Annotated in this window: 26 protein-coding genes and 2 tRNA genes; 10 read left to right on the top strand and 18 right to left on the bottom strand. The window is 66.5% G+C overall.

The features are described from left to right. Positions 1 to 10: 10 nt before the first annotated feature. The 3 genes from AC5RU7_RS03275 to AC5RU7_RS03285 all read right to left on the bottom strand — a co-directional run bounded on the left by AC5RU7_RS03275 (position 11) and on the right by AC5RU7_RS03285 (position 2,869). Positions 11 to 568, bottom strand: coding sequence for a dihydrofolate reductase family protein (locus tag AC5RU7_RS03275; protein ID WP_494051037.1), 558 nt, complete (start codon positions 566 to 568; stop codon positions 11 to 13). Between the two features lie 60 nt (positions 569 to 628). Next, entirely contained in the window at positions 629 to 1,477 is an 849-nt protein-coding gene (yidC, locus tag AC5RU7_RS03280; protein WP_494051038.1) for a membrane protein insertase YidC, read from the bottom strand. Positions 1,478 to 1,546: 69 nt separating this feature from the next. Continuing rightward, complete coding sequence (locus AC5RU7_RS03285) at positions 1,547 to 2,869, bottom strand: YjiH family protein (RefSeq protein ID WP_494051039.1); 1,323 nt, start codon at positions 2,867 to 2,869, stop codon at positions 1,547 to 1,549. Positions 2,870 to 3,017: 148 nt separating this feature from the next. On the opposite strand from AC5RU7_RS03285, the gene AC5RU7_RS03290 reads away from it, so the two are divergent. After that, positions 3,018 to 3,815, top strand: coding sequence for an IclR family transcriptional regulator (locus AC5RU7_RS03290; RefSeq protein WP_494051040.1), 798 nt, complete (start codon positions 3,018 to 3,020; stop codon positions 3,813 to 3,815). A 62-nt stretch (positions 3,816 to 3,877) separates the two neighbouring features. Here AC5RU7_RS03290 and AC5RU7_RS03295 read toward each other — a convergent pair. From AC5RU7_RS03295 to AC5RU7_RS03310, 4 genes are all read right to left on the bottom strand, one after another. Then, positions 3,878 to 3,951, bottom strand: a tRNA-Met gene (locus AC5RU7_RS03295). 60 nt (positions 3,952 to 4,011) lie between these two features. Continuing rightward, a tRNA-Thr gene (locus AC5RU7_RS03300) sits at positions 4,012 to 4,083 on the bottom strand. Between the two features lie 365 nt (positions 4,084 to 4,448). Beyond that, entirely contained in the window at positions 4,449 to 6,533 is a 2,085-nt protein-coding gene (locus AC5RU7_RS03305; protein ID WP_494051041.1) for a DEAD/DEAH box helicase, read from the bottom strand. A 407-nt stretch (positions 6,534 to 6,940) separates the two neighbouring features. Next, on the bottom strand, positions 6,941 to 7,597 hold the full coding sequence (locus AC5RU7_RS03310; protein WP_494051042.1) for an MOSC domain-containing protein: 657 nt from the start codon (positions 7,595 to 7,597) through the stop codon (positions 6,941 to 6,943). A 159-nt stretch (positions 7,598 to 7,756) separates the two neighbouring features. On the opposite strand from AC5RU7_RS03310, the gene AC5RU7_RS03315 reads away from it, so the two are divergent. The 4 genes from AC5RU7_RS03315 to AC5RU7_RS03330 are packed head-to-tail and all read left to right on the top strand — an operon-like array spanning position 7,757 to position 12,321. Then, on the top strand, positions 7,757 to 8,365 hold the full coding sequence (locus AC5RU7_RS03315; RefSeq protein ID WP_494051043.1) for a Tat pathway signal protein: 609 nt from the start codon (positions 7,757 to 7,759) through the stop codon (positions 8,363 to 8,365). Positions 8,366 to 8,367: 2 nt separating this feature from the next. Then, a complete protein-coding gene (locus tag AC5RU7_RS03320; protein ID WP_494051044.1) occupies positions 8,368 to 9,579 on the top strand; it encodes a glutathionylspermidine synthase family protein in 1,212 nt (403 codons plus the stop codon). 13 nt (positions 9,580 to 9,592) lie between these two features. After that, on the top strand, positions 9,593 to 11,116 hold the full coding sequence (locus tag AC5RU7_RS03325; protein ID WP_494051045.1) for an APC family permease: 1,524 nt from the start codon (positions 9,593 to 9,595) through the stop codon (positions 11,114 to 11,116). 8 nt (positions 11,117 to 11,124) lie between these two features. Continuing rightward, positions 11,125 to 12,321 carry an acyl-CoA dehydrogenase family protein gene (locus AC5RU7_RS03330; RefSeq protein ID WP_494051046.1) on the top strand — a complete coding sequence of 399 codons (1,197 nt, stop codon included), beginning with the start codon at positions 11,125 to 11,127 and terminating at the stop codon, positions 12,319 to 12,321. Between the two features lie 42 nt (positions 12,322 to 12,363). Here the strand turns inward: AC5RU7_RS03330 and AC5RU7_RS03335 are convergent, their stop codons facing one another. From AC5RU7_RS03335 to AC5RU7_RS03365, 7 genes are read right to left on the bottom strand one after another with little or no spacing between them, the layout of a single operon-like run. After that, complete coding sequence (locus AC5RU7_RS03335; RefSeq protein ID WP_494051047.1) at positions 12,364 to 13,134, bottom strand: SDR family oxidoreductase; 771 nt, start codon at positions 13,132 to 13,134, stop codon at positions 12,364 to 12,366. Between the two features lie 25 nt (positions 13,135 to 13,159). Further along, positions 13,160 to 14,506 (bottom strand): MFS transporter, encoded by a 1,347-nt coding sequence (locus tag AC5RU7_RS03340; protein ID WP_494051048.1) that lies wholly within the window; start codon positions 14,504 to 14,506, stop codon positions 13,160 to 13,162. Beyond that, entirely contained in the window at positions 14,503 to 15,012 is a 510-nt protein-coding gene (locus AC5RU7_RS03345; RefSeq protein WP_494051049.1) for a winged helix-turn-helix transcriptional regulator, read from the bottom strand. Before AC5RU7_RS03345 ends, AC5RU7_RS03340 begins: the two co-directional genes overlap by 4 nt. A 46-nt stretch (positions 15,013 to 15,058) precedes the next feature. Continuing rightward, entirely contained in the window at positions 15,059 to 16,222 is a 1,164-nt protein-coding gene (locus AC5RU7_RS03350) for a cystathionine gamma-synthase (protein ID WP_494051050.1), read from the bottom strand. 9 nt (positions 16,223 to 16,231) lie between these two features. Continuing rightward, positions 16,232 to 17,617, bottom strand: coding sequence for a cystathionine beta-synthase (locus tag AC5RU7_RS03355; protein ID WP_494051051.1), 1,386 nt, complete (start codon positions 17,615 to 17,617; stop codon positions 16,232 to 16,234). Between the two features lie 34 nt (positions 17,618 to 17,651). Further along, positions 17,652 to 18,029, bottom strand: a complete 378-nt coding sequence (locus tag AC5RU7_RS03360) for a DUF1304 family protein (RefSeq protein WP_494010338.1) — start codon at positions 18,027 to 18,029, stop codon at positions 17,652 to 17,654. Between the two features lie 29 nt (positions 18,030 to 18,058). Then, a complete protein-coding gene (locus tag AC5RU7_RS03365; RefSeq protein ID WP_494051052.1) occupies positions 18,059 to 18,496 on the bottom strand; it encodes a VOC family protein in 438 nt (145 codons plus the stop codon). Between the two features lie 170 nt (positions 18,497 to 18,666). On the opposite strand from AC5RU7_RS03365, the gene AC5RU7_RS03370 reads away from it, so the two are divergent. Together AC5RU7_RS03370 and AC5RU7_RS03375 are read left to right on the top strand one after the other, a co-directional pair. Then, positions 18,667 to 19,674, top strand: a complete 1,008-nt coding sequence (locus AC5RU7_RS03370; protein ID WP_494051053.1) for a DNA-3-methyladenine glycosylase family protein — start codon at positions 18,667 to 18,669, stop codon at positions 19,672 to 19,674. A gap of 117 nt (positions 19,675 to 19,791) precedes the next feature. Beyond that, positions 19,792 to 20,355 (top strand): ABC transporter permease, encoded by a 564-nt coding sequence (locus AC5RU7_RS03375; protein ID WP_494051054.1) that lies wholly within the window; start codon positions 19,792 to 19,794, stop codon positions 20,353 to 20,355. Positions 20,356 to 20,376: 21 nt separating this feature from the next. On the opposite strand, the gene AC5RU7_RS03380 is transcribed toward AC5RU7_RS03375, so the two are convergent. Further along, entirely contained in the window at positions 20,377 to 22,056 is a 1,680-nt protein-coding gene (locus tag AC5RU7_RS03380; RefSeq protein ID WP_494051055.1) for a LuxR C-terminal-related transcriptional regulator, read from the bottom strand. Between the two features lie 181 nt (positions 22,057 to 22,237). Here AC5RU7_RS03380 and AC5RU7_RS03385 point away from each other — a divergent pair, with 181 nt between their 5' ends. Continuing rightward, positions 22,238 to 22,660 (top strand): ester cyclase, encoded by a 423-nt coding sequence (locus tag AC5RU7_RS03385; protein ID WP_494051056.1) that lies wholly within the window; start codon positions 22,238 to 22,240, stop codon positions 22,658 to 22,660. 14 nt (positions 22,661 to 22,674) lie between these two features. Here AC5RU7_RS03385 and AC5RU7_RS03390 read toward each other — a convergent pair whose 3' ends face one another. Then, complete coding sequence (locus tag AC5RU7_RS03390; protein WP_494051057.1) at positions 22,675 to 24,354, bottom strand: AMP-binding protein; 1,680 nt, start codon at positions 24,352 to 24,354, stop codon at positions 22,675 to 22,677. A 93-nt stretch (positions 24,355 to 24,447) separates the two neighbouring features. Here AC5RU7_RS03390 and AC5RU7_RS03395 point away from each other — a divergent pair, with 93 nt between their 5' ends. Beyond that, on the top strand, positions 24,448 to 24,726 hold the full coding sequence (locus AC5RU7_RS03395; protein WP_009357160.1) for a putative quinol monooxygenase: 279 nt from the start codon (positions 24,448 to 24,450) through the stop codon (positions 24,724 to 24,726). A 63-nt stretch (positions 24,727 to 24,789) separates the two neighbouring features. On the opposite strand, the gene AC5RU7_RS03400 is transcribed toward AC5RU7_RS03395, so the two are convergent. Together AC5RU7_RS03400 and AC5RU7_RS03405 are read right to left on the bottom strand one after the other, a co-directional pair. After that, the gene (locus AC5RU7_RS03400; RefSeq protein WP_494010333.1) at positions 24,790 to 25,215 is read right to left on the bottom strand and encodes a thioredoxin family protein; all 426 of its coding nucleotides are present in this window, start codon (positions 25,213 to 25,215) and stop codon (positions 24,790 to 24,792) included. A gap of 126 nt (positions 25,216 to 25,341) precedes the next feature. Beyond that, the gene (locus AC5RU7_RS03405) at positions 25,342 to 25,893 is read right to left on the bottom strand and encodes an acyl-CoA thioesterase (protein WP_494051058.1); all 552 of its coding nucleotides are present in this window, start codon (positions 25,891 to 25,893) and stop codon (positions 25,342 to 25,344) included. 69 nt (positions 25,894 to 25,962) lie between these two features. Here AC5RU7_RS03405 and AC5RU7_RS03410 point away from each other — a divergent pair, with 69 nt between their 5' ends. Next, positions 25,963 to 26,697: an ion channel gene (locus AC5RU7_RS03410; protein ID WP_494051059.1), complete on the top strand. Its 735-nt coding sequence runs from the start codon at positions 25,963 to 25,965 to the stop codon at positions 26,695 to 26,697. Positions 26,698 to 26,737 lie beyond the last annotated feature (40 nt).

Genomic DNA, 26,737 nt, shown 5'->3' on the forward strand with positions numbered 1-26,737 from the left:
ATTCTGCCCCTCAAGCTAGGCAGCGGTAGCGCAAATAGACCACGCCGTTGCGGAACCGCCGCTCATCCAGGAGTTCGAGCCTTGTCTCCAGTCCGTCGGGGAAGAAGCCCAGGCCGCCGCCTACGGCAATGGGGTTCAGGAAGAGCTGGCATTCGTCCACCAGTCCGGCTTCGAGCGCCCGGGCAGCCAGGGTGGGGCCGCCGATGCCGATATTGCGGTCGGTGTTCGCTTTCAGGGCGCGGACGGCGTCGGGGCTGAATGCCCGTTCCACCCGGGTCCGCGCCGCGGACACCCCGACCAGGGAGGTGGAGTAGACAACCTTGTCTGCCCCCTGCCAGATGCGTGCGTAGTCCTGGATTACCGGCGGGTCACCGGCGGTGCCCATTGTTTCCCAGACGGACATGACCTCGTAGATCCTGCGGCCGAGCAGGTACGTCCCGACGTCGCGCTCGAGGTCGTTCACAAAGGCGTGGACCTCCTCGTCGGGTGCGCTCCAGTCGAACCTGCCGTTCCGGTCCGCGACGTAGCCGTCCAAGGAGGTGATGCCGGAATAGATCAGCTGGGCCATGGAGTCATTCTGCCCGTGAATTCCGTCCCAAGACAGGAGTCTGGCGGTCCGGGCGCCTCCTCACGCTTTGCGCGTCACCATGTACTGCTGTACCAGGGTCCAGAGGTTGGAGACAGTCCAGTAGATGAGGACACCAATGGGGAAGATGATCCCGCCGGCTCCGAAGATCACCGGCAGGATGTAGAGGAGGATTTTTTGCTGGCGGAGCAAGGGATTCTCCGGGTCCTGGCCGGCCAGGCTGCGTGCCATGACGAGTTTCTGGGTGACGAACTGGCAGGCCGTCATGGCCAGGATCATGGCGACGGCGAGGATGGCCACTGCGGCCTGGTTACCGCCTCCGCCGTGCAGCAGGGACGCGGACAACGATGCGCCGAAAATGCTGGAGGCGTCAAACTGGGCGGCCTGGGCGGAGTTCAGGGTTCCGATGCCCTCATCCCTGGCCGCCGCGCCGGAAATGCCGGAGAGGACCTGGAACAGGGCCAGGAAGAACGGCGCCTGGATCAACAGGGGAAGGCAGGCAGAAAACGGATTGGTGCCGTGCTTCTTGTAGAGGGCCATCTGTTCCTGGGCCATGGCCTGCCGGGACAGCTGGTCAGTTTTGCCCCGGTATTTTTCCTGGAGCTCCTTCAGGTCCGGCTGCAGGAGCCGCATACGGCGCTGGGCCCGGACCTGCGCAAGGAACACGGGGATCAGGGCCGCGCGGATGACCAGTACCAGCCCGATGATGGACAGTGTCCACGTCCAGCCGCTCCCCGCCGGCATTCCGATGGCGGTCAGGCCGCCGTGGAACGCCAGCATGATGACGGAAACGAGCCACCGGAAGGGTTCCATCACCTCATTGAAAAAGTCCACCACAGTCCCCCGTCCGCCGCCTGCTGCAAAACTACGGCGAAACGGGGAAGTTGTCACGGATGGGAAGCGGGGCCGGCGAGGGTCACCGGCCCCAACCGAAGCTGCGGATGGAGCCGGGACCGTGCTCTAGGACGGAAACAGCAGGAACGCTATGGGGGTCACAAGGATCAGCGTCAGAGCGACCCGCTGGAACCAGATAACAACCAGCTTCCAGACCGGGATGGGAATATCCGTAGCCATGATGCAGGGAACCAGGGCGGAGAAGAAGATGATCCCGGACACGGACACAACGCCTACCACGAACTTGACCACTGGGACCGCCTCCGCCGCAAGGAGAGCGGGAAGGAACATTTCTGCAACACCAACGGCGCTGGCCTTTGCTACGAGCATGGGTTCGGGCAGCTGCAGCGCCCAGGTAAAGGGATAGAAGAGGAAGCCCAGCCAGTCGAAGACCGGGGTGTAGGTCGCAAGGACCAGCCCCAGCAGGCCAATGGAAAGGATGGAGGGGAGGATAGCCATCGCCATCAGCAGGCCATCCCTGACGTTGGTCCATACGTTGACCGCGAGCGAAGGTGCTGCTTCCACAGTTTGGCGGGCTTCACGCCAGGCGACCGAGAGGCGGCGTCCGGAAACGTCCTCTTCAGGCTGCGGTACGGCTTCGGGGTGGTATTCGTCCGGGATGCTGTTCAATGGCCAGATCCGGACCGTGATGGCCGTAACCGCGAATGTGACCAGGAAGGTGATCCAGAAGTAGGCAGTCCACTGGCCCATCAGGTCCAGGGTCTTGGCCACAATAACCATAAAGGTGGCGGAAACAGTGGAGAATCCTGTGGCAATGATGGCAGACTCACGGGCCGTGTACTTGCCCTCTTTGTAGACCCGGTTGGTGATCAGGAGGCCAAGCGAATAGCTGCCCACGAAGGATGCAACCGCATCGATCGCGGACCTCCCCGGCGTCCGCCAGATCGGACGCATCACGCGCTGGACGAGGACACCAATGAACTCCAGCAGGCCATAGCTGACCAGCAGGGCAAGGAACACGGCACCGATGGGGACAAGGAGCCCAACGGGGATTACCAGCTTTTCAAACAGGAACGGCCCCATGCCGGGTTCAAACAGCCACGCCGGCCCCACCCGGAAGACCATCATGAAACCCACCACCATCCCCACCACTTTCAGTAGCGAGAAAACCACCTCCACCGCAGACCTCTTCCACGTTCCGGCAACGAACGGGTAACCGGCGCCCGCAACGATCACGGCCAGGGCATAGAAGGGCAAAACCGGGCCGATGCTCGCCTGGAGAAAGGAGACGATGTGGTCCAGCATGATCGTGTTTTTTCCTGCTATCGTAACCGGCACAAAAAACATGAATGCACCTATGCCGCTGTACACGAATAGCTTCCAGATGTGGCGTGATGCAGTGCGTGGGGCCTCAGAAGTGATGGCCATGGGTCTGTCTCCTGACATTCTTGCCGGCCCGTACCGGCGCGGCATTTTCTTGAATAGAACCATCGCACCGTGAATCCAGGACAAGGACAATGGAATCCACGGCATAGCAGTCCCATATATGAGATTCAGGTCACGGGTGGTGTTTTAAATGGGTGAACCAGAGAGTTCTCTGCGATCGCTCCGGATCCTCAGCTACCTCGCAACGCAGGCAAACCCTGTTCCTGCCGCCAGGATCGCCGAGGCTGTTGGCTCACCAAGGTCCTCCACCTTCCGGCTTCTCCGCGGAATGCAGACGTTGGGCTACGTAGCCCACATCCCTGAGGAGCAGGCCTACGCCTTGGGTGTCGCGGCCCTGGAAATCGGCCAGGCCTTTGCGATCCAGGCCCCGTTGGCAAGGTACGGCCGTCCCGTCCTGGCCCGTTTAGTTGCCAGTGTTGGTGAAACGGCACACCTGGCGGTCCTTCATGGCCACGAAACGCTCTACATCCATGAACAGACCGCTCCCCTGCGGGCGCCGCTAGTCACCGCGAAGGACGTCCGCCTGCCGGCGCACCTGACGGCGTCGGGAAGGGCGATTCTCGCCAGCCTCGGTCATGACCAGCTGAGGGCGCTGTTCCCGTCTAATTTTGCCTTTATCCAACGGACCGGCCGGGGCCCGGGGACCTACGCCGAGCTGGCCCAGCAGCTGGCTGCTGTCCGCAGGCAGGGGTTCGCGCGCGAGTTTGGGGAGGTGACTGAAGGGTTGACGTCCGTAGCCAAAGCTGTCCGCGACAGGAGCGGGCGGGTAGTGGCTTCAATTGCCGTGACCCACACTTACGACACACAAGCAGCCCCAGCTCCGCCCGCCATAGAAGGCACACAGGAGGACCTAATCCTGGCTGCCCTGGAACGCGCGGCTGTGGAGCTCAGCCGCAGGCTAGGGTGGGATCCGGATCGCAGGGGGTGAGGACTTTCTCAGCAGGCAACAAAAAGCCCCCGGAATCTCGGGGATTCCGGGGGCTTGTCCTGTAGCGGTGGGGAGGCTCGATCTCCCGACCTCACGATTATGAGTCGTGCGCTCTAACCAACTGAGCTACACCGCCACGAATGAGAAAAACCTGTGTCAAGCCGGTCAAACCGCCTTGACACAGGCCCTCATTCAGAGCCCCCCACCGGAATCGATCCGGTGACCTCGTTCTTACCAAGAACGCGCTCTACCACTGAGCTAGGGGGGCAACGAGTAAATACTCTACCGGAAGATTCAGCTCCCAACAAATCGGCACAAGGCGGCCCCGGCAAGCTGTGAAACACTTGCTTTTCGCCGCCTCCCTAGCCCCGGTTTCCGCGCCATTACTGGGGTTACGGGCACCATCCAGAGGCGAAACAGGCAGGGTCACACTGGCCGCGGCGCCACAGCTGAATGGAAAATGTGGCAAGCCCCACACCTCTGGAGTTATTGGGCAGATATGGCGACTTGGACGGCCCTGAAGTCGCCATATCTGGACAAAAACGCCAGGAGGTTAAATGCCGATGGGCCGGCTCGAAAGCCGGCCCATCGCCGTCGTCAATTACCCGGGGTGGCAATCACTCAACGGAGGGTTTACCACTTGCCCTTGCGGTTGTAGTCCCGGTGTCCGCCGTCGTTGCCGTGGCGGGGCTTGCGGGAGCCATCACCGTGGCCGCCGAAGCGGGAGTCGCCGGCCTGTCCGCGGTCGCTGAAGCTGCGCTCCGAGCGCTCGCTGTAGGAGCGGCCGCCGCGGTCAGCAGAGGACCGCTCGCCGTCGTTCTTCCGGAACTCCTTCTTGAACCCCCCGCTGCCCTTGAAGTTCCCGCCGCGCTCGCCGCCACGGTTGCCCTGGTAGGCGCCGCGTTCCCCGGAGGGCTTGCGGCCGTTGTCCAGCTCGAGGTGGATCAGCTCGCCGCCGATCCGGGTGCGCGACAGGGCGCGCAACTGCTCGGCGCTCAGGTCCGCCGGAAGCTCCACCAGGGAGTGGTCCGACCGGATGTCGATGCCGCCGATCTGCGAGGACGAGATGCCGCCCTCGTTGGCGATGGCACCCACGATGGAGCCGGGCATGACGCGCTGGCGGCGCCCCACCGCGATCCGGTAGGTGGCGTTGCCCTCGGTCAGGGCGCGGGTGGGTCCACGGGAGCCGAAGCCGTCCTTGGAGCGCTCACGCTTCTGGAACTCGGGAGCTGCCGGCAGTTCCTTCACCAGCAGCGGCTGTCCACCCTGCGCCATCACGGCAAGGGCGGCAGCGATCTCCGAGGCCGGAACGTTGTGCTCTTCCTCGTAGGACGCAATGAGGTCGCGGAATGGAGCCACATCCTCGGAGGCGAGGGTCTCCGTGATGCGCTCGGCGAACTTGCCCAGGCGCAGCGTGTTCACGGTCTCGGCCGTGGGGAGGTGCATCTGTTCCACCGGCTGGCGGGTTGCCTTTTCGATGGAACGCAGCAGGTACTTCTCGCGCGGCGTCATGAACAGGATGGCGTCACCGGAACGTCCTGCACGGCCGGTGCGGCCGATGCGGTGGACGTAGGACTCGGTGTCGTGCGGGATGTCGTAGTTGATGACGTGGCTGATGCGCTCCACGTCCAGGCCGCGGGCCGCGACGTCGGTGGCCACCAGGATGTCGATGCGGCCTTCCTTCAGTGCGTCCACAGTGCGTTCGCGCTGCTGCTGCGGGATGTCACCGTTGATGGCGGCGGCCTGGAAGCCGCGGGACTTCAGCTTGTCGGCGAGGTCCTCGGTGGCCATCTTGGTGCGCACGAAGGCGATGACGCCGTCGAACTCTTCAACCTCGAGGATGCGGGTCATCGCATCGAGCTTGTGCGGGCCCATGACCTGCAGGTACCGCTGGCGGGTGTTGGCGCCGGTGGTGGTCTTGGACTTGACCGAAATCTCGGCGGGGTCGTTCAGGTACTGCTTGGACATCCGGCGGATCTGGCTAGGCATGGTTGCCGAGAACAGCGCCACCTGTCGCTCCGACGGGGTCTGCTGGAAGATCTGCTCCACGTCCTCGGCGAAGCCCATCCGCAGCATCTCGTCAGCTTCGTCCAGCACCAGGTACTGGAGTTCGGACAGGTCCAGGGAACCCTTCGAGATGTGGTCGATCACGCGGCCGGGGGTACCAACGACAACCTGGGCACCACGGCGCAGGCCGGCGAGCTGGGGTCCGTAGGCGGAGCCGCCGTAGACGGGGAGGACGGTGAAGTCGTCGATGTGCTTGGCGTAGGAGGTGAAGGCCTCGGCAACCTGGAGCGCCAGCTCACGGGTCGGGGCGAGCACCAGGGCCTGGGTCTTGCGGGACGGGCCGTTCAGGTCATGCAGTTCGGCCAGGCGGGACAGGGCCGGCACTGCGAATGCTGCAGTCTTGCCGGTGCCGGTCTGTGCCAGGCCTACCACGTCGCGGCCTTCGAGCAGCAGCGGGATGGTGGCTGCCTGGATGGGTGACGGCTTCTCGTAGCCGACATCCTGCAGGGCGGCGAGGACGCGGCCGTCGATGCCGAGGTCGGCGAACTTGACGCCGTCTTCTTCGGTTTCCTGGGCCTTGCCCGCGGGAGCAGCTTCGGCTGCGGAGTCAGTGGCAGCGGGCTCTGCTGCGGGGACAGCGGCCTCAGTGAATTCGACGGCGACGGTTTCGGAAGTCGCGGCGTCGATGGTTTCGTTCTGGTTTTCGGGCATAGGGAAATATTCCTCATCCATAGGGGGCCAGGCGGCACTACCCAGGGTGAGCGGAGCCGCAGTACATGTGCCGTGGATGCCGGGCAAACATTGACCGGCCGGTCACAGAAGTCCGGCGCTTTCGCAATCCCGTGGCAGGACTTCGCGCTGCATCTCTTGGCTGCTATCCCAGCAGTCTGTACAGCGTTTTCTTCAGCCGGCTCTCCCTATGAAACTGCCCGCATCACAGTTGCGGGCCCCAACACTTGCCAGTCCTGCCTCAAAAATTGGGCAGGAATAAGGGATTTCCGGAGTGGGGGATGTTTCAAGTGTAAGGCACCGGGGCCGCGTCCCCTAAATCAGGGGCCCGACGGCGGCGGTGAGCTTGGGCACATCCGGCACCTCCGCCGTCGGAATTCCCTTGCGTATCAGCCGCGCAGCTGCCGCTGCAGGGCCTCGAATTTATTGTTGAATTCGGGCTGCTGCAGCCGGATTTCGCCGTCGGCGTCCGCGTCCTTGAGCGCCTCCATCAGCTCAACACTGGGCTCGCTGAACCACTGCCCCACCGTGATGCCGTGTGTTGGAACGTAGGTCCGGTGGATGTGGTCTCCGGCCTGGATGCTGCCGGTCCTGATGACCCTCAGGTATGCCCCCACGCGCCCCTCTTCCGTGAAGCGCTTGACCCACTGGCGCTCCCCCAGCCGCCGCTGGAAGGTGGCACAGGGTGTCCGCGGCGAGGTGACCTCAAGTTCGACGTCGAGCCCGATCTTCCAGCGCTCCCCGATAATGGCGGACGTGGCGTCTATCCCGGCCACCCGGAGGTTCTCGCCGAACGAGCCCGGCGGCAGGTCCTGCTGCAGCTGTGCGGCCCAGTAGTCGGCGTCGGCCTGCGAGTACGCGTAAATGGCCTGGTCCGGGCCGCCGTGGTGGACCCGGTTCGCCTGGATGTCGCCCTGCAGGCCCAGCCGGTGCACCTTGACCGGCCCCTCCACCGGGCGCTTGTCGATGGCGGTCACTCCCACGCTCGAGGCATCCGGAAGCAACTGGTGAACACGGCAGACGGCCAGCAGGCACGCGGTTTCCATGGCTCCAGTGTAGGGTCACGCTCCGCGCGCGGAAGAGATGGGCAGCTCTCCCCTGCGGCGTGCTCGCCGCCGGGGCCGGCAGGGACTACGCTGATTCGAGGATTGCATTTGGGGGTGCAGCGCTGTGCCCAATTCACGTGGATAACTGAGGGGGACGCCGTGGACCCAGACAAGCAGGACCCGAACAAGCCGGATCCGAAGCGCCAGCCCACCGGCGGCGCCCAACCGGCCGGGGACAGTCCGAAGCCACCCCCCTGGCAGGTACCCAAGCCTGAACTCCGCCCCGAACTGCTCAATGAACCCGTCACCCCGGTGGATCCGTTCGCCCGTGACCGGGAGAGGCAGTTGAACGAGGCGGCCGCCCACAAGAAGCGATCCCAGCGGCGCACCATCGTCGTCGGCCTGGGCGTGACAGCGCTGCTCGCGGGTACCATCACCGCCGTTGTGGCCAGCAACCAGGATGAGCCCGAATACGCGCAGGTGTGCTTCAACGACGAAACCGGCGAGCGCGTGGAAGACCGCAACTGCGACAGCTCCGCCGGGCGGGCCGGCGGCGTATACGCCTGGTACTTCTTTTCCCGCGGCGCCTATGTCCCGCCGCTGGGGCAGAACCGGTCCACCGCCCCCAACTACACCAAGAACGTTCCCAGCGGCGCGAAGGCCTCCACCGGATACAGCACCCAGGGCGGAACCGTCAGCCGCGGCGGCTTCGGTACCAGCGCCAAAAGCGGGACCAGCGGCGGCGGCGGCAAGGTTTCGGGGGGCTGAACGTGAAGCGGCTGCTGAGCGAACCCCGCCCCGACTGGAAGCAGAAGATCGAGGAACAGGGCCTGGTCTTTTCCACCACCACCATGGATGACGGCCGGAAGATCGAGTACTGGAACGAATCCGCCTACTACGAGTTCAGCATGGACGAGGTGGAAACCCTCGAGGAGACCGCCGAGGAAATGCACCGGATGTGCCTGGAGGCGGCCAAGTTCCTTGCCACCGGGGCCATGGGCACCATCGGGATCGGACCGCAGGCGCTGGAACTGGCCGCCGAATCCCTGCAGGCCGGCGACGTGGACGTCTACGGCCGCTTCGACTTCATCTATGACGGGCAGGGCGGCCCGGCCAAGATGCTCGAATACAACGCCGATACCCCCACAGGCCTGATCGAGGCAGCCGTGGCCCAGTGGTTCTGGCTGCAGGACGTCTTCCCGGGGAGGGACCAGTGGAACGGGATCCACGAGGCACTGATCCGGCAGTGGAAGAAGTTACAGTACCGCACCGGCATGAGCACCCTGCACGTGGCCCACTCCGAGGTGGAGGAGTCCGGCGAGGACTGGATGACCGCCGCCTACATGCGGGACGTGGCCGGCCAGGCCGGGTGGACCACCATCGGGATCAACATGTCCGATATCGGCTGGGACCCCAACCTCAACCGCTTCGTGGACCTGGACAACTTCATGATCAGCACCATCTTCAAGCTCTACCCCTGGGAGCTGATGATGAAGGAACCGTTCGGTCCCCGCCTCCTGGAACGCGCGCACAACCCGCGCTGGGTGGAGCCGGCATGGAAGATGCTGCTCTCCAACAAGGCCCTCCTCGCCGCCCTCTGGCACCTGTACCCGGAGCATCCCAACCTGCTCCCGGCATACCTTGACGGGCCGGGGCCGCTGAAGGAATGGGTGGCCAAGCCGCTCCATGGCCGTGAAGGCGACAACATCCGGATCCATGCCGACGGCGTCAGCCTGGAACAGCCCGGCGGGTACGGCCGCGAGGGCTGGTGCTACCAGCAGTACCACCAGCTGCCCGACTTCGACGGCAACCACCCGGTCCTTGGCCTATGGGTGGTGGACGGCGAGTCCGTGGGCTGCGGCATCCGCGAATCGGACGGCCCCGTCACGGACTACTTCTGCCGCTTCGTGCCCAACACCATCGACGCGCCGGCGCCGCTCTCGGCCGCGGCCTCCTCCAGCAAAGCAGGTATCGCATTATGAATCCGGTGACAGCATGAGCACAGACATGACGACGGCGGGAGGCCCGGCAGGCGGGCCCGGCGCCCCGGTCCCGGCCAAGGGCCTCCGCGCCGGGATCCTCGACCTTGGCGACTCCGTGATGCTCGGCCTGGCCTCGACGGCGCCGGTGTACTCGCTGGCGGCAACACTCGGACTGATTGTGGCGGTGAACGGGAACTACACTCCCCTGATCCTGCTGTTGGGTTTCATCCCGGTCCTGTTCATCGCCTACGCCTTCCGCGAGCTGAACAGCGCCATCCCGGACTGCGGCACCACGTTCACCTGGTCCCGCCGCGCCTTCGGCCCCTGGGCGGGCTGGCTGGGAGGCTGGGGCGTGGCACTCGCCGGCATCGTGGTCCTGGCCAACCTGGCCCAGGTGGCCGGCCAGTACCTGTGGTTGCTGGCCGGCGACGGCTCACTGGCGGAAAACAAGGTGCTGGTCACCGCCACCGGGGTGCTGTTCATCGCCGTGATGACCCTGGTCAACTACCGCGGCATCCGGCTGGGCGAACACGTCCAGCGGGTACTGACCTATGTGCAGTACATCGCGCTCGGCATCTTTGCGCTGGCGATCATTGTCCGGATTGTCGGGGGCCCGCCCGAGGGCCAGGCGTTCGATTTCGAGTGGTTCAATCCGGTGGGCGCCTTCACCGATCCCGGGGCCGTGGTCCACGGCGCGCTCCTGGCCCTGTTCATCTACTGGGGTTGGGACACCTGCCTGGCGGTGAACGAGGAAACCGAAAACCCGAGAACCACGCCGGGCCGCGGCGCTGTGATCTCCGCGTTCGTCCTGGTGGCGATCTATGTGTCTGTCGCCCTGCTGGTGATGATGTACGCCACCGTGGGCAGCGAGGGCATCGGCCTGGGGAACGAGGCAAACCAGGACGACGTGTTCGTGGCCATGAAGGACGTGGTGCTCGGGCCTTGGGGTTGGCTGATCGTCGTCGCGGTCCTGGCCTCGGTGCTGTCCTCCACGCAGACCACCATCCTGCCCACCGCCCGCGGCACACTGTCCATGGGCGTCCATGGAGCCCTGCCGGCAAAGTTCGGCGAGGTGCACCCGCGGAACCAGACCCCGGGGTTCTCCACCCAGGTGATGGGTGCGGCGGCGATCGCCTATTACGTGGCCATGAGCTTCCTCAGCGAGAACCTGCTCTCGGACTCCATCAGCGCTATCAGTCTGTTCATCGCCTTCTACTACGCCCTCACCGGGTTCGCCTGCTTCTGGTACTTCCGGGGCACCCTGCGGACGTCGGCCCGCAACCTGTGGTTCCGCGGCATCCTGCCCCTGGCCGGCGCGCTGCTCCTGACCGCCGCGTTCTTCATCTCCGCGGTGCAGATGTGGGACCCCGCCTATGGCGACACCGAGATCTTCGGCGTCGGCGGCGCGTTCATCAGCGGCGTGGTGCTGCTCGCGCTTGGCGTGGTCCTGGCTGTGGTGTGCCGCTTCCTGCCCTCGACCCGCGGCTACTTCATTGGCAATCCCGCGGCCGTGGCCACCGCACGGAACCAGGCGTAGGCCCTCCGATGAGCGACGCTGCAGAGGTGCCGGGCCCCGATCCCTCGGATGTGCTGGCCCTCGACAGGCTCCTGTCCGCGGACGAGCTTGCCCTTCGCCAGCGGATCCGGGACTTCACCGACCAGCGGATCAGGCCGGGCATCGCCGCCTGGTATGACGCGGCGGTGTTCCCGCTGGAGCTTGCCCCCGAACTCGGCGAGCTGGGCGTCCTGGGGATGCACCTGGAAGGCTATGGCTGCCCCGGCCGCTCCGCCGTCGAGTATGGCCTGGCGGCGATGGAGCTGGAGGCCGGCGATTCCGGGATCCGAACGTTCGTGTCGGTGCAGGGGTCCCTCGCGATGACAGCCATCCACAAGTGGGGCTCCGAGGAACAGAAACAGGAATGGCTGCCCCGGATGGCTGCCGGCGAAGTGATCGGGTGCTTCGCCTTGACCGAGCCGGCAGCGGGCTCGGATCCGTCGTCCATGACCACCTACGCCCGCCGTGACCGCACCGGCGAGCAGGCGGGCTGGGTGCTGGACGGTGCGAAGCGCTGGATCGGACTGGCCTCGGTGGCGGACGTCATGGTGGTGTGGGCCATGACGGACGACGGCGTCCGCGGTTTCCTGGTGCCTGCCGGCACCCCGGGCGTGACGGCCACGCCCATCACGCAGAAATTGTCCATGCGGGCCTCCATCCAGTGCGATGTGGTGTTCGACGGTGTCAGGCTGGGACCGGAGGCCCTCCTGCCGGCTGCGCGTGGTCTGCGCGCTCCCCTCACCTGCCTGAATGAGGCGCGGTACGGCATCGCCTGGGGCGCGATGGGGGCTGCCCGGGATTCGTACCAGGCGGCCCTGACATACTCGCAGGAGCGGCTCCAGTTCGGAAAGCCGCTGGCCGGGTACCAGCTCACGCAGGAGAAGCTGGTGAACATGCTGGTGGAGATCCAGAAGGGCACCATGCTGGCCCTGCATCTGGGCCGGCTCAAGGATGCCGGGACGCTGAAGCCCGAGCAGGTCTCGCTGGGAAAACTGAACAACGTCCGGGAGGCCCTGGCCATCGCCCGCGAAGCCCGCTCCGTGCTGGGCGGCAACGGCATCACTCTGGATTACCCACCGCTGCGGCACGCCGCGAACCTGGAGTCCGTCCGCACCTACGAGGGCACCGACGAAGTCCACACCCTCATCCTCGGCCAGCACATTACCGGCCTCGGCGCCTTCCGCTGACCAATCCCCCCAACTGGGAAGGGAAAAAGGCGGGCCGGGCGCTCAGGCCGAGAAGCCGCCGTCGGCCTTGATGAGCTGGCCGGACACCCAGCGGCCGGCGGGCGAGAGCAGGAAGGCCACCGTCCCCGCGACGTCCGCGGGTGTCCCGAGCCGGCCGGTGGGCTGGCGCTGGAGAACCTCCTCCCGGATGGCGTCATCCATCCAGCCCGTATCCACCGGCCCGGGGTTGAGGACATTCGCCGAGATGTACCGGGGGCCCAGCTCGCGGGCGGCGGCAATGACGATCCGGTCCAGCGCCCCCTTCGAGGCGCCGTAGGGCAGGTTGAAGGCTGTGTGGTCACTGGTCAGCGCAACGATCGCGCCGCCGTCGTCCGTTGCCTGCCGGGCGAACGCGGCAATCAGCTGCCAGCTGGCCCGGGTGTTGACGGCGAAATGCCGCTCGAAGGATTCCAGGCTGGTGTCCAGGATTCCGGAGTCAACGGACTCCGCGTGGCTGAGCACGAGCCCCTGCAAAGGGCCCGCCAGCTGCGCGGCCTCGGCCACGAGCCGGTCCGGCACGCCCGGATCCTGCAGGTCGGCGGACAGGACGTGGACGCGAGCGCCGATGGCCTCAAGCTCCGCGGTCAGGCGGACGACGTCCTCGGGCTCACTCCCCCACGGCATCCGCTCGTCGTAGTCCTGCCAATAGGACAGGACCAGGTCCCAGCCGTCGGCGGCGAGCTGCCGGGCGATGCCGGCGCCAATCGAGGCCAGCCGGCCGGCACCCGTGACCAGGGCAGTGCTGTGCGCGGCGCCTTGCTGTGGGGTCTCCATACAGCCAGCCTAATGGGCGGCCCTGCTAGGCGGCCGCGGACGGTGCCGCGTCCCGCGCCCCGCTGTGCCGGCGGATGGTCGCGCTGATGACCGCGGCAACGGTGCACATGGCGGCAGCCCCCAGCCAGGCGTACGTGTAGTGGCCGGTGGCATCGCGCACCGCGCCGGCGGCGAGGGCTGCAGCGGCCGCGCCCAGCTGGTGCGCCGCAAACACCCAGCCGAACACCACGCTGCCGTCGGCGCCGAAGGTTTCCCGGCAGATGGCGGCCGTGGGCGGAACAGTGGCCACCCAGTCCAGGCCGTAGATCACCACGAACACGATCATGCTCGGCTGCACCTCGGCGCTCAGGAGCAGGGGCAGCACCAGCAGGCCGATGCCCCGGAACTGGTAGTAGACGGCCAGCAGGATGCGCGGGTTGAAGCGGTCAGTGAGCCACCCGGAGGCGATGGTCCCCACGATGTCGAAGATGCCGACGACGGCGAGCAGGCCCGCGGCGGTGGTTTCCGGCATGCCGTGGTCATGGGCGGAGGGGATGAAGTGGGTGCCGATGAGCCCGTTGGTGGTGGCACCGCAGATGGCGAAGCCGGCCACGAGTGCCCAGAACGTCCTGACCCGGCTCGCCCGGCGGAGCACCTGGAGTGCCCGGATGGCGGCATTGGCCCGGGGGCCGGTGGCTGCAGCTTGGGCAGTGGTGCCGGGTTCCGCGCCGTATGGCAGGACCCCGACGTCGGCCGGGGAGTTTTTGAGGAACTTCAGCACTAGCGGGACCACCGCCAGGGCCCCGGCCGCGATCAGGAGCGAAGCCTGCCTCCAGCCGGGATCCTGCGCGAGCACGGCAATGAAGGGCAGGAAGACCAGCTGGCCCGCGGCGCTGCCGGCAGTCAGGATGCCGATGACCAGGCCCCGGCTCTTGACGAACCAGGTGTTGGCGATGGTGGCGGCGAACACCAGGGCCATCGACCCGGTGCCAAGCCCGATAAGCAGGCCCCAGGTCAGCAGGATCTGCCAGGACTGGCTGACGAGGACGGTCAGTGCACTGCCCATGCCAATCAGCACCAGGGCCAGTGCTGTGATCTTTCGGATCCCGAAGCGTTCCATCAGGGCGGCAGCAAACGGTGCGGTCAGGCCAAACAGGACCAGGTTGATGCTGACGGCCGCAGACAGCACCGTGGTGGACCAGCCGAATTCCTGCTGCAGCGGAACCATCAGCACGCCGGGGGCAGCCCGGAATCCTGCCGCCCCCACCAGGACCAGGAACGCGACGGCGGCGACGATCCAAGCCGGGTGCAGCCGGCGCCGGGACGCCGGTGGCGGAACGGCTACCGCTTCCCGTTCATCAGGAACAGCGGCCTCATCGGGAAGGGTGCTCACGCGGCGGCTCCCGCACCGGACACAGCGGTGGAAAGTTTGATGGGGTGCTCGGACCTGGCCTCGCTGTGCCAGCTGGTGTTGGCGGCAGTCAGCCGCTCCCCGCAGGCGGTGCAGGTATCGGCGGATGTGGTGCGCTGGCCGCAGCCGGAGTGGATGACGTGCAGGTGGGCCTGCTCGGACGGAGCCGCAAGGTGCTTCTCCGACCATAGGGTCACCGCGTTCAGGACCGGCAGGACGTCCTCCCCCATGGAGGTGAGGACATACTCCTGGCGGGTCCGGCCGCCGTCGTCGTAGGCCCTTTTCTCCAGCAGTCCTGCCTGCACCAGGCCGGCCAGGCGCTTGGTGAGCACGGAGTCCGCCACGTTCAGGCGGGCACGGATGGCGTCAAAGCGGCCGTTGCCGAAGAAGAGTTCGCGGAGGATGAGGATGGTCCAGGGGTCGCCCAGGATATCCACGCCGCGGGCAATGCTGCAGTTGTGCCCGGACCAGTCGGATCGAAGTGCCATGCAAGGAGCCTAGCTGGCTTCCTTGAAGAAAGCCAGCTAACCGCAGCTACGGGATGGAGGTGAACGCCTGCTCCAGGTCCGCGATCAGGTCCTCCACGTCCTCGATGCCGCAGGAAAGCCGGAGCAGGTTCACCGGAACGGCCAGTTCGGTGCCCTTGACCGAGGCGTGGGTCATTTCGGAGGGGTAGTTCATCAGGGATTCGATTCCGCCGAGCGACTCCGCCAGCATGAACACCCTGGTGGACTCAGCCACCTTCCGGGCCGCCGCTTCGCCGCCCTTGAACTGGACGGATACCATGCCGCCGAAGCTGCGCATCTGCCGCTTTGCCAGCTCATGGCCCGGGTGCGTGGGCAGGCCCGGGTACAGGACGGCCTCCACCTCGGGGCGTTCCAGCAGCCACTCGGCAACGGCCTGGCCATTGACACTGTGCCGGTCCATCCGCACGCCCAGGGTCTTCAGGCCGCGCGTGGTGAGGAAGGCATCCATGGGCCCGGACACCGCTCCAACGGCGAACTGGATGAAGCCGATCTTTTCGGCCAGCTCCGCGTCCTTGACGACGACGGCGCCGCCCACCACGTCCGAGTGCCCGCCGATGTACTTGGTGGTGGAATGGATCACGATGTCGGCGCCCAGGGCGAGCGGGGTCTGAAGGTAGGGGGACGCGAAGGTGTTGTCGACGACGAGGAGGGCGCCGGCGTCGTGCGCTATCCCGGCGAGCGCGGCGATGTCGGTGATCTTCATCAGCGGGTTGGAGGGCGTCTCCACCCACAGCAAACGGGTCTTGTTCGCGGCGACAGCCTGCCGGACGGTGTCCAGGTTGGCCATGTCCACGGGGGTGTTGCCGATTCCCCACTCACCCAGCACTCTGCTGATGAGACGGTAGGTCCCGCCATAGGCGTCATTGCCGAGCACGATGTGGTCCCCCGGGCGGGTCAGCGCCCGGATCAGCGCGTCCTCCGCGGCGAGGCCGGAGCCGAAGCTGTAGGCGTGGGTGCCGAGCTCCACCGCGGCCAGCTGCTCCTGCAGGGAGTCGCGGGTGGGATTGCCGCCGCGGCCGTACTCGTAGCCGTCCCGGAGTCCTCCGATGCCGTCCTGGGCATAGGTGGTGGCGAAGTGCACGGGCGGCACCACGGCACCGGTGCGGGGCTCGAAATCCTGCCCGGCGTGCACGGCGCGGGTGTTGAAACCTTGGTTTGCAGAGGCTGACATGGTGCTCCTTTAGTTGCTGAGGTAGGCCAGAAGGTCGTGGCGGGTCAGGATGCCGATCGGGGCGCCGACGAACGTGACCATGACGGTGTCCACGTCCGACAGCAGCTCGCGGGCGGCGCTGATGGTTTCCAGCGAGCCGATCACGGGCAGCTTGGGACCCATGTGTTCGGAGATTTTGTCCGTCAGCCTGGCTTCGCCGCGGAAGAGCTTGGCGGTCAGGCTGCGCTCGTCCACGGCGCCCAGGACCTCGCCCATGACCACGGGCGGCTCCTGTGACAGGACCGGGATGTGGCTGACACCGAACTCGTTCATGATGTTGATGACGTCGCGGACGGACTCGTTCGGGTGGATGTGCACCAGGTCCGGCAGCTCGCCGTTCTTGGACTTGATCACCTCGCCCACGGAGGTCTCCTCGCCGCCGGACAGGAAGCCGTAGGAGCGCATCCACTGGTCGTTGAAAATCTTGGCAAGGTAGCCGCGGCCCGAGTCGGGCAGGATCACGACGACGACCGCACTTTCCGGCAGGTCCCGCGCCGCCTGCAGCGCGGCCACCACGGCCATGCCCGAGGAGCCGCCCACCAGGAGGCCTTCCTCGCGGGCCAGGCGGCGGGTCATGGCGAAGGAATCGGCGTCGCTGACGGCGATCACCTGGTCCGGGACGGATTTGTCGTAGTTCGCCGGCCACATGTCCTCGCCCACGCCTTCGACGAAGTAAGGGCGTCCGGTGCCGCCCGAGTAGACCGAACCTTCCGGATCGGCGCCGATAATCCGGACCACGCCGCCGTCGGACTCCGGCCGGTTGGCCGAGACCTCCTTCAGGTAGCGGCCGGTGCCGGTGATGGTGCCGCCGGTGCCGGCGCCGATGACGCAGTGCGTGACCCTGCCGTCGGTGTCCCGCCAGATTTCCGGGCCGGTGGTCCGGTAGTGGCTCTCGGGGGCTGCAGGATTCGAGAACTGGTCCGGCTTGTACGCCCCGGGAGTTTCACGGACGATCCGGTCCGAGACGCCGTAGTAGCTCTGCGGGCTGTCCGGGGGCACGGCGGTGGGCGTCACCACCACCTCGGCGCCGTAGGCCTGGAGCACGGCGCGTTTGTCCTCGCCCACCTTGTCCGGCACCACGAACACGCACTTGTAGCCCTTCTGCTGGGCCACCAGCGCCAGGCCGACGCCGGTGTTTCCTGAGGTGGGTTCCACGATGGTCCCGCCGGGCTGGATCTTGCCGTCCCGCTCGGCGTCCTCCACCATCTGGGCGGCGATCCGGTCCTTGATGGATCCGCCTGGGTTCAGGTACTCCAGTTTCACCAGGACCGTGGCTTTGATGCCCTCAGTCACGTGGTTGAGTTTGATGAGCGGGGTATTGCCGATGAGGTCCAGGATGGACTGGGCGTACTTCATAGGTACAAAGCTACCGCTTCCTGCCCCGCCGGTTTCAGGCGGCAAACATCAGCAGGAGGATCACCGCCGGGAAGAGCGACTGTCCGATGCCGCTGACCCACAGCCGGGGTTCGCTGATGATCAGCACGATGCCCAGGATGAAGTGCGCGATGCACATCAAAGTAACCGTGGTGCGGCCCGCGGTGACCTCGCCAACGTTGGCGAGCACCACGCCGGCAATGCCGAACAGGCCCCAGACGATGTTGTAGAACCCGACGTTGACCGTCCAGAGCCGGACGGCAGCGGTGTCCTCCGGGTTGATCAGGAAGATTGGGTGGAGCCGCTGGTCCTTGTAGCGGAAGGCTTCCAGCAGTCCGACGGTGATCAGGACCAGCCCGGTAAGGACGGCCAGCACCTGCACGGGGATACTCATAGCTACGCTTTGCCCCGGCTGCCTGACGGCTAGGCGGGGGCGCCGTCCGCGGTGGCCCCGGTGTCCGCGGCCTGGCCTGCCTTGTCTGCCGGCAGGTTCTCCCAGAGGCCCATCACGTTGCCCTCGGTGTCCTTGAAGTAGGCGAAGGAGCCCATCCCGGGAATGGTTTCCTTGCCCTTGACCACGGCACCGCCCAGCGACTCCACTGTCTGCAGGGTGGCGTTGATGTCCGCCACGTCCACCGTGATCACCGGGGTCCTGAGGTCAGGATCCCTGGCGAACATGCCGCCATTGATGGCGCCGGGTTCCGTGGGCACGCCTGTTGATTCGTCCATCGGCGTGGTGACCACCATGTTGTAGTCCATGCCCGGGACGGGGTCGATCCGCCAGCCAAGGGCCTCCTGGTAGAACTTCCGGGCCCGTTCCTGGTCGTCCGCGGGGATTTCGAAATGCACTACTCCACCCACTTTTTCCTCCTGGTCTTTCGAGCTTCCGGCGCGGTGTTTTCCGCACCACACGCTGGAGTCTAGTCCTGGTACCAGTGCTGGTTAAGGGTCATTTTCCCGCCCCGGGGATGGCCACCGCGGGGCGGGCTGAAGGCAGGCGGATGTCGCAGGGGCGTGGGACGATTGGGGACATGACCATTACTGAGGCACCTCCCCGGCTGGCAGCCGCCGCGGACGCCTCACTCCGGTGGTATCCGGGCGGCCCGTACAACTTGGGCAGGACGCTGGGACCGCTCCTGCGCGGCAACAGCGATCCGTCCTTCAGTGTCCAGGGCGGTGTCATCTGGAACGCGTTCACGACGGCGGAGGGCCCCGTGACGCTCCGGTTGACCTCCGTGGAGGGCACGGAGGGCGGGCCCGGCGCGGGGATAGGTGTGGACCCCTTCGTGGATATCCAGGCTTGGGGTCCCGGTGCCGCCGCGGCCGTGAAGACTGCGCCCCGGCTCCTGGGCGCCGACGACGACTGGCGGGGTTTTGACGAGGCGGACTTTAGCGCAACCCTGCCCCGCATGGTCCGTGAAGCGCGGCGCCGGAGCCTGGGGCTGCGCCTTCCCGCCAGCGGCCGGATGGTGGACCAGCTGGTGCCCCTCATTCTGGAGCAGAAGGTGACGGTGATCGAGGCGCGGCGGGCGTACCGGTACCTGGTGCACCGTTATGGAACGCCGGCACCGGCGGCCGGCTCCTCCACACCTGCCGGGCTGGTGGTGGGACCCACCGCATCCCAGTGGCTGCAGGTTCCCAGCTGGGAGTGGCACAGGGCGGGTGTGGGGCCACAGCGTTCGGCGACTGTCATGCGCGCGCTGCGGTCCGCCGTCGCGCTTGAACGGCTGGCAGCCCTGCCGGCCGCCGAGGCAGGGACGAAGCTGCAGACCATCCCGGGCATCGGCATCTGGACTGCCGCCGAGGTGGTGCAGCGGACCCACGGATGCCCCGATTCCATCTCGGTGGGCGACTACCACCTGGCGGCGTACGTGGGTGCGGCGCTGACCGGCCGGCGCACCGACGACGCCGGGATGCTCCGGCTGCTGGAACCGTGGACGGGGCACCGGCAGCGCGTGGTCCGCATGATCCAAGCCAGCGGTTTCCGCAAGCCCACCTTCGGTCCGCGGATGACCATCCAGGACCACCGCCGGCACTGACCCGGAAACTGGGACTGCCTCCGGGGTAGAGGGCGTGGACTGGCAGGTCCGGCGGGTAAAGCGTGGCGCAAGGGACCCGTACCCGAGTGCCCGTTCGGCCCGCTGCTCAGTGCCTGGGTGAGAGCCCCGGCCTTCGGCGGCCAATCCACCCTGCAGTGGTTCCTGCCTGGCGTGGTGGTAATGATCGCCCTGTTCGGCACTTCGATGACCGGTTCCTACGAGCGGATCCTCGCCACTCCCCTGTCCCGCTCTTCACTGATGATCGGCCAGGCGCCCAAGGAATGGGCGCCGCTGGTGCTCCAGGGACTCCTTGTCGCCCTGGTTTGCATCCCGTTCGGGTTCGTCTTCCACCCGCTGCATGTGCTGCTGGGCCTGGTGATCCTGGGAATCTTCGGCATCGGCCTGGGCGCACTCTCCTACTCCCTGGCGCTGGTGTCGCAGAACAAGGAGCGGATCTTCTGGGGCGTGCAGCAGACCCTGCTCTTTCCGCTGATGATCCTGTCCGGGATCATGCTGCCCATCGAAGCCGGTCCTGCCTGGATGAAAGACCGCCAGCCTGTTCAATCCGCTGACTATCAGCCGCGACATCCGCTAGGACTTGAGCGCGTGCAGGCCCGCGACGGCGTGTTCTTCCCCGCCCGCCGTCCACGATCAACGGCGCCGCCGGCAACCACTGAATAGCGTGCGGTGCTCAGCGCCGGGTCATTCGTAACCGCGCCTGGCGGCGTACACAGCCGCCTCGGCCCGGTTGCGGAGTCCCAGTTTCTCCAGGACGCTGCTGACGTGGTGGGCGGCGGTCTTGCGGCTGATGAACAGACGCCCGGCAATTTCCTGGTTCGAGTACCCCTGTACCAGCAGCCCCAGGATTTCCTGCTCACGCCGGGTGAGGACCCCTGACCCACGGGGGATGGAGCGGCCGGTGGCGCCCCAGGACCGGAGCAGCGCCGCGGCCACGTCCGCGTGGTGGGATGCACCCAGCCGGTCCAGTACGGTCATCGCCGCCCGTGCCTCGGCTACAGCGAGCGGGGACTGGCCGTCGCGGGCCATGACCTGGGCAAGTTCCAGACGGGTCTGCGCGGCCTCGAGCGGAAGGTCCAGGATCCCGAACCAGCGGAGGGCGTCCTCGAAGCAGCCCCAGGCAGATTCAAAGCTGCCAGCAGCCGCCGCCACACGGCCCCTGGCCAGGGCGGCGTGCGCGGACAGCAGCCGGACTTCCCCGGCGCCGGCGTCAAGTTCGGCCAGCTGCCGGGCAACAGCGGCGGCTGCGGCGGAATCGCCCGCGGCCAGGTGGGCCTCAACCAGCAGGCCGCGGGCACCTGCCGTTTCCAGCGGCGAGCGCTGTTCACCGGTATGCATCGGCGGTACGGAGGCGCCGTCGTGGTTGCTGCGGAGCCAGCGTTCGGTCAGAGCAACGGCTGACGCCGGCTGGTTGGTGGCCAGTGCCAGGCCGGCCGCGGCGAGGCTGGTTTCCACCGGGGCTCCGATGCTGTCGATGAAGGCCCTTGCTTCATCAAAGTGCCCCTGCCGGAGCCGGAGCTCGGACAGGCCCGCAATGGTCCGGTGGTACATGCCGGGGAAGACATCCCTGGTGGCGTCGGCGGCCCGGCGCAACTCGTCCTCCGCTTCGGCCCAGTGCCCGGTCAGCAGGAGGACCTGGCCGTGGACCATACGGCACTGGGCGTATAGGTAGGGACAGCCGTAGGACTTCATCCAGTCATCGGCGGCTTGGGACCATTGCCTGGCGCGTCCCAGATCGCCCAGGAGCTCGCAGACCGACAGCATCGAGCAGCTGGCCATGATGACTGTGTAGAGCGTGGTGCCGTCGCCGCCGAGGGCGCTCGCCATGGCCTCGTCCACGCACCGCAGGCCGGCCTGCACCTCGCCGTCTTTGACCAGGATCACCCCGCGTTCCGCCAGCGCACATACCGTCAGGTCCGCGTCGCCGAGTTCCCGGGATGCCGCCAGCGCACGCTCCACCAGGTCCCGGCAGCGCCGGGCATCGGTGGAGAGCAGGGCCGCGCAATAGTCCAGCCAGGCGAGGGTCTGCGCGTCGTCGGGCTCGGCCAGGCTTTCGGCGCGTGCCAGCCAGCCCCGCGCGGCGGCTTCGTTGCCCAGGGACATGCCATAGACCAGGCACAGCCAAATGGCAGAATCGATCGCGTCGGGTACGCTTCCAGCCCGCCGGCTGGCGGCGTAGGCACGCTCTCGGCAGTGGACGCTGCCGCTGGCGTCGCCGAGGAAGAAAAGGGCGTCGCCCAGCCCGGCAAGTGCCTCCGCCGACCCCGATTCCGCCAGCGCTTCCTCGAATGCCGTGCGCGCCTCCGCCCACCGTCCTGCTTCCAGTGCAGCGTGGCCCTTCGCTGTTGATTCCTCCAGCGTCACGGTTCAATTAGAGCACTCTGCGGGTGGGTTCCCTAGGGATTCACCGACCGGTGCCCCGTCCGACTGTCCGGCCCGGGACCGGTCCAAAAGATGGGTCAGTTGCCCCATCCGCCTGGTCCGGCACCCCGGCAGTCTGGAGGTGTCCGGCGAACGGACAGCACACCTCTTGAAGGAGCCAGCAATGAGTATTGAAGCATTTGCCAAGGCAGTGGAGATCATCAACGCCCATGACGCGAAGAGCTTCGCCGCCACGTATGCCGACGATGCGGTGGTCCACGATCCGCTCTACCCGCAGCCCTTGAAAGGACGGGACGCCGTGGAGCAGGACATGGTGGAACTCCTCCGGGCCTTCCCTGACATGCAGTTCTCCACCGGCCCCCTGCTGCAGGACGGCGACACCGTCGCGGCGGAATTCACGCTGCGGGGAACCCACCAGGGGCCGCTGGCATCACCTGAGGGGGAGATCGCCGCCACCGGCCGGTCCATCGAAAACCACGGCGCCGTCTTCTCCAGGTTCGACGCCGACGGTAAGGTCACGGAGGAACGCCGCTACTACGATGCCGCCGGCCTGCTGGGCCAGCTGGTAGCGGCAGCGGAGGGGTAGGCAGTTCCTGACCCTCACAGCCCCAGCCGGGCCACGGCCTCCTCGCGCATCTGAACCTTCCGGATCTTCCCGGAAACCGTCATGGGGAAGCTGTCCCGCACCTCCACGTAGCGCGGGATCTTGTAGTGGGCCAGGTTCCCGCGGCAGAATCCGGCAACGGCGTCCGCGTCCAGCGGTTCTGCGCCGGGTTTGACGATGATGCAGGCCATCAACTCCTCGCCGTACTTCTCGTCCGGCACCCCGATCACCTGCACGTCCTGGATCGCAGGATGGGTGTAGAGGAACTCCTCGATCTCGCGGGGGTAGATGTTCTCGCCCCCGCGGATCACCATGTCCTTGATCCGCCCCTCGATCACCACGTACCCGTCGTCGTCCATGTAGGCAAGGTCCCCGGTGTGCATCCAGCCGTCCGCGTCGATGGCCTCCGCTGTCTTCTCCGGCTGGTTCCAGTACCCCGCCATCACGGCGTAGCCGCGCGTGCACAGCTCGCCGATTTCACCCCGCTCCAGCACGTTGCCCGTGGCAGGATCGATAACCTGGCTTTCCAGCCGCGGCATGGTGCGGCCCACCGTCTCCGTCCTGTGCTGCAGCGTGTCCCCCTGCCGGGTCATGGTGGACACCGGCGAGGTTTCGGTCATGCCGTAGCAGATGGCCACATCCTTCATGTGCATGTCCGAGATGACTCTTTTCATGACCTCCACCGGGCACGGGGAACCGGCCATCACGCCGGTGCGCAGCGTGGACAGGTCATAGGTGGCGAAGTCCGGCAGTGCAAGCTCGGCGATGAACATGGTGGGGACCCCGTAGAGGGACGTCCCGCCGAAATCCTGCACGGCCTCCAGGGCTGCCGCGGGCGAGAATCCCCTGCCCGGGATGATGGTGGCGGCGCCGTGGCTGAGGGCGTTCAGGTTCCCGATGACCATGCCGAAGCAGTGGTAGAACGGCACCGGGATGACTACGCGGTCGTGCTCGGTGTACCCGAGCAGTTCCCCGATGGCATACCCGTTGTTCAGGATGTTGTGGTGGGTCAGGGTGGCACCCTTGGGAAACCCGGTGGTGCCGGACGTGTACTGCAGGTTGATGGGATCATGCGGGTCCAGCTCCGCCATCCTGGCCGTCAGGGCGGAATGCGCGACGGCGTCCGCGCCCTTCAGCAGTTCGGCGTACGTCAATTCCGCCTCGCCCAGCGGGGCCACGCCGCCGTCGGGCCCCTCACCGCCGGGGACCGGAAGGAAGACCAGTTCACGCAGGTCCGGACTTTCGGCGAGCGCCCGGCGCGCCATGCCCACGAAGTCGCTGTTCCGGTCCGACGGGGCCGTCACCAGCATCCGCATGCCGTTCTGCTTCACCAGGAATTCCAGTTCATGGCTGCGGTACGCCGGATTGACGTTGACCAGGATGGCGCCCACCTTGGCGGTGGCATACTGCAGCAGCGTCCACTCCGCGCAGTTGGGGCTCCAAATCCCCACCCGCTCCCCCTTGCTGATGCCCAGGGCGAGGAGCCCGCGGGCCAGCCGGTCGACGTCGTCGTTCATCTTGGTGTAGCTCCACCGCCGCGCGTCCGCGCCCGGAACCGGGCCTGCCTCTATCAGCGCGTCGTGGTAGGGAAACCTCGCCACCGCCCGCTCAAAGTTGGCGCCGATGGTCTCCTCGAGCAGCGGAACGTCAGTGTCCCCGGCTGTATAAGCACGCATGCTGGCACGCTACCAACAGGTCCGGCGCAAATGAAGCATCCCCGCCCGCGCAACAGAACGGGAGCTGGTGCGCGGGCCGGTATTGTGAAATCCATGAGTGCACCGATCGACCTGCAGGCAACGTTCATCCCCAACGAGGGCGAATTCTTCCGCGTGAAGCTCGCGCTGGAAATCGCCATCGACGAGGTGGTGAACGAGCCGGGCTGCATCCGCTACGAACTGACGGAAGCCACCGAGGAGAAGCTGGTCCTGACCGAACAATGGGCCTCGGAAGAGGACCTGGAGAAGCACTCCAAGGGCATCGCCGTGCAGGACCTGAACGAATCGCTGAGCGCACTGCTCGCCGAACCCGTCAAGGTGGAGCGCATCTAGGGCAGCCTTAAACAGCGAAGCGGGGCCCTTTTGAGGGGTCCCGCTTCGCTGTTTAAGGAAGACTTAGAGGTCGGGGATCTGGGAACCGTCCTGGGGGCCCGCCGGCTTGCTGGCAGCAGCCGCGGCCTCTTCCCGCTGGCGTGCCACGTGGGCGTGGACTTCCTCCATGTCCAGCGCCTTCACCGCATCCACCACCTGTTCGAGTTGCTGGGCGTTCAGGGCGCCGGGCTGCGAGAACACCAGCACCTTTTCGCGGAAGGCCATCAGGGTGGGGATGGACGTGATGCCGGCCTCGGCGGCCAGCTGCTGCTCGGCCTCCGTGTCCACCTTCGTGAAGAGGACATCCGGGTGCTTCTCGGAAACAGCCGAGTACGTGGGGCCGAACTGCTTGCAGGGCCCGCACCATTCAGCCCAGAAATCGACCAGGACAATATCGTTGCCCTCAATGGTTGACGCGAACTGTTCACCTGTGATGTCAAGGGTAGCCATGTGTCCACGCTACGCGGGATGGTTGCCGATGTCGCGGCCACAGGGCGGTTGTTCGCTCCCCGCGTCATCGGGAATAACCCGGAACGCCGTCATATTCATGCAGCACCGGGGCACCTAGCCTGGGGATCAGCCCCTGGCCCAAAGATGCGGGGCTGGTGTGCGGCTGCCCGGCAGCGCGCTGGCTGCACGCCAATCGTGGAGCCAGTCCGGAAGGACCAGGTCCGCCGGGGGTGCGCCGAATTCGCGCAGGATCTCCTCCAGACCCACGGGCCCGGCCTTGGTGACCAGGCGGGTGGCGATGTAGGCACGCGCGTAAATTTCGCCGTCGGCCACCATTCGCTGCTCGAAGTAGATGGCTTTGGTATCCAGCCCGATAATGCGCGTTTCAATGCTGTACCGCTGCCACAGCTGCAGCGACTTCCGGAAGCTGATGGTCTCGGCGGCCACAACGGGGCCCCAGCCGCGGCGGCGCATGTGCTTCCACACGCCGCTGCGGACCATCAGGTCGAACCGGCCCAGGTCCATGAGGGACAGGTACATGCCGTTGTTGACGTGCATGGCGATATCGATGTCCGTTGGGAGCACCCGCAGCGGCAGCGAAGAGCTGTCCCACACGGTGATCGGCTGCCGGCGGACGGAGGTGAACAGCAGGAGGAGGGTTCTCAGGAGCAGGTGCATCCCCCTATATTACCCGCGGGTAACATAGGGCCCGCGACCGGGTGCCGACGGCCAGCTAGGATTTCGTCCATGACCCAACAACGCTACCGGGACCTGGCGGAGTGGCCGCTGATGGCAACCGCGCTCGTGTTCCTGGCGGCCTATGCGTGGCAGGTCATCGGGCGGGTCCAAGGCGGCGGAGCCATCTGGCTGGAAGCCGTCATGTGGGCCACCTGGGGGATCTTCGTCGTGGACTATGCGGCAAACGTGTGGCTCGCCCGGGACCGGTGGAACTGGTTCGTCCGGAACCTGCACGAGCTCCTTATAGTGGCCCTGCCGCTCTTCCGTCCCTTGCGCCTGCTGCGGCTTGTGACACTGTTGTCCGTCCTGCACCGGACCATCGGCGAGACCCTGAGGGGCCGCGTGGTCACGTACGTTGCCGGTTCTGCCGCCCTGCTGGTTTTCGTCGGCGCGCTCGCTGTCCTCGATGTGGAACAGTCCGCGCCGGACGCCAAGATTGTCACTTTTGGCGATGCGCTGTGGTGGGGAATTACAACCATCACCACGGTGGGTTACGGGGACATGTATCCGGTGACCCCCATTGGCCGGCTGGTGGCAGCCGCCCTCATGATGAGCGGCATTGCCGTCCTTGGCGTGGTGACGGCGTCCATCGCCTCGTGGCTGGTCCAGCGCGTGGAGGATACCGCCGAGACCGTGGCCGAGGCCGTGGAGGAGCCGGTCCGGGTTGAAGTGGCGGAGCTGGTGGCAGAGATTGCCGCGCTCCGCCGGGAGGTTGCGGAACTCAAGGAGCAGCGCACGCTCTAGGCGCTCACCGAGCAAGTATCGGGCACCCGCCGCTTTGCGT

It is taken from the genome of Arthrobacter sp. K410C (assembly GCF_059090105.1).